At 45.9% G+C, this 3,134-nt stretch carries 1 protein-coding gene; it reads right to left on the bottom strand.

What is annotated here, in order from left to right; genetic code table 11:
* The coding region (locus ASC50_RS05835) for a DUF5977 domain-containing protein (RefSeq protein ID WP_193391222.1) at positions 1-2,945 on the bottom strand (2,945 nt) is incomplete at its 3' end.
* Between the last annotated feature and the right edge of the window lie 189 nt (positions 2,946-3,134).

Below are 3,134 nucleotides of genomic sequence, written 5' to 3' on the forward strand. Positions count from 1 at the left end.
CCCGTGCCCGCATTCTTGTCTGCAAAAGTAGCCATGCCGTTTGATACGCCTACATCATCCGAGCCTACTGTGCCAACAACAGTGCCGGATGCTGTAATGGTGGCGGTGGTGGTGCCATCGTAGTTTTTGCTGCCGGCTGATGTTCCTGATATGGTTACCGGTTTCGGGTTAATCGTAAATCTTTTTTCAACAAGGATAATATGGTAGTCGTTTGGATTCAAATCGCCTTCCCTAATAATGTACTGTCCTGCATTTTCGCCAGCCTCGCGGGTAAGCGCACCTGTAATGGGAACATCGGCGATGTTTCCACCACCGGAGGTGATTACGGGAGTGTAGGTCAGAGGCGGGTCGGCGTCACCATAAATCTTGCTCTGCTCGTCGGGTGTTACGGTTATAATTTTTTCTACCCACTTTGCTGTGAAAGTTTTATTGCCGGTGCTACCGTTCGGTATGGTGTTGCCCTCTTCCCAGCCGTCAAACGTGTGATATGCTCTGCCGCCCGGATTTACCAGAATAATGGTTGAGCTTTCTATCGTATATGTTGACGGGTTGCTGTTTGTGGCACCCTGCAAATTCTCGTATGTGATGGGGTAGGGAATTGGAGTGGCTCTTGCTTGCAAGGTTCTGGCTCCGGTGACAGTGAATGTGTAATTTTGTAACCCTGATACTTTGGTAGAACTTTCGTACCAACCATCCCAATCATAACCCGGTGAAACGATGCAATTTAAATCTGCCTCTGCGTCGTAATTTATATTTCCTCCGCCGGATGTAGAGGCAATGCCGGTGCCTGCACTCACTGTGATGGGGTAGGGGATTGGAGTGGCTCTTGCTTCCAAGGTTCTGGCTCCGCTCACTGTGAATGTGTAATTTTCTGACCCTGATACTTTGGTAGAACCTTCGTACCAACCGTCAAAAGTATAACCTGTTGAAACTGCACAACTTAAATTTGCTGTTGCGTTGTAATTTATACTTCCTCCGCCGCTCGGTGAAGTAATGCCGGTGCCTGCACTCACTGTGATGGTGTAGGGAATTGGAGTGGCTCTTGCTTCCAAGGTTATGGCTTCGGTAACTATGAATGTGTAATTTGGTGACCCTGATACTTTGGTAGAACCTTCGTACCAACCGTCAAAAGTATAACCTGTTGAAACAGTGCAATTTAAATTTGCTGTTGCGTTGTAATTTATACTTCCTCCGCCGCTCGGTGAAGTAATGCCGGTGCCTGCACTCACTGTGATGGTGTAGGGAATTGGAGTGGCTCTTGCTTGCAAGGTTCTGGCTCCGGAGACTGTGAATGTGTAATTTGGTGACCCTGATACTTTGGTAGAACCTTCGTACCAACCGTCAAAAGTATAACCTGTTGAAACTGTACAATTTAAATCTGCCTCTGCGTCGTAATTTATACTTCCTCCGCCGCTCGGTGAAGTAATGCCTGTGCCTGCACTCACTGTGATGGTGTAGGGATTTGGTGTGGCTCTTGCTTCCAAGGTTCTGGCTTCGGTAACTGTGAATGTGTAATTTGGTGACCCTGATACTTTGGTAGAACCTTCGTACCAACCGTCAAAAGTATAACCTGTTGAAAATGTACAACTTAAATTTGCTGTTGCGTTGTAATTTAGACTTCCTCCGCCGGATGTAGAGGCAATGCCGGTGCCTGCATTCGCTGTGATGGTGTAAGGAATTAGCGTACAAGTCCCATTCTCATTAGCATACGTCTGACCATTAGCATCAACATCTGCTTGGGCTTGATTGTCAGCAGCAGCTTGACTAATGGTAGAGGAATAACGTCCCTCAGAAACGGTATAAGTTACACTTGAACCGGCGTAGCCGGTGCCACAATTATTTTTGGTGAATGTGCCACTCTTTGCCACATTGTAACATGGCTTTCTGAGTATTGGAAGTCCGGTAGTAGGCATCACCCAAACGTTAGTAAAATCCCACCCCAAATTGGTGGAAATCCAGCTTTGTGTTTGGAAATTAGACAAAGTCGTAGTTGCACCATCCTTGGACGTATTGTCACTTGAGGTCACCTGACTGCCATTAACCAACACATCCTGGCTGGCATAACATGATGTAACGGTGAGTGTTGAGCTGACACTAGTGCTACTGGCAACATATTGTAAAATGCTTGCTATTCTTCCGTATTGGTTGGCAGATGCAGTTATATTTGATTTAGCTGTCATGCAGTTTGATACACTATTTTCTATCCAATAAAATTTTCCTAAAATGCCGCCAGCAGTATTCGCAACAGTATTCGCAGCAGTATTTGCAACAATATTGCCCACATTATAGCAATTTGAAATTGTCCCATTTCCATTCAAGTTACCGCAAATGCCGCCGACAATACTTTTAGTGCCCACAGCAGAAACAGTACCCACATTGTAGCAATTTCGTATACTAGTAGAGTCCGAGCAAAAGCCACAAATGCCGCCGGCATAATTATCAGCGTACCCAGGAGTAGTACTGACGACAACACTGCAAGTACTATAGCATTCCGAAATATTACTCCGCCGCGCGTTCCCACAAATGCCTCCAACTTCCATTTGTTTTTCACCGCCTTGTACAGTACCGCTAACTCCTAAATTTTTGACAACGGCACTGTCAAGATAACCAAACAATCCGGCATAACGCACGTCAGAGGCAGTCATGTCTATATTTACAGCCACCTCATGCCCCCCTCCATCAAACGTACCTTTAAACGCAGATACATTAGACGGACGTACATTACCAATCACAGTTGTGATACCTGTCAAATTAGCAGTTAACCGGAAGTGTTTGCCGTAATAACCGGTTCCGCCATTGACAGCCGTAGCCAAAGCCACCATATCGGCATTGGAAGAAATGCGATAAGGGTCGGCTGCCGTGCCGTCGCCGCCGCTGTATGATTGCGCCAGTGCTGTGCTACACATGAACAGCAACATTGCTATGGATGTAATTACCTTGTTCATAATTTGTTGTTATGAAATCGGCTGCAAAGTTACATAAAAATAATAACAAATAGCAAAATAACAATTGTTCATTTGTTTTCATTCCACCACCACTTTCAGCAATTTCTCCCCAATCCGCACAAGATAGACACCGCGTGTGGTTGGTATCGGTAGTTGTAGGGATGATTGCGGGGATGATTGTAGGGGCGG

The sequence above is a fragment of the Candidatus Symbiothrix dinenymphae genome, assembly GCF_001431085.1.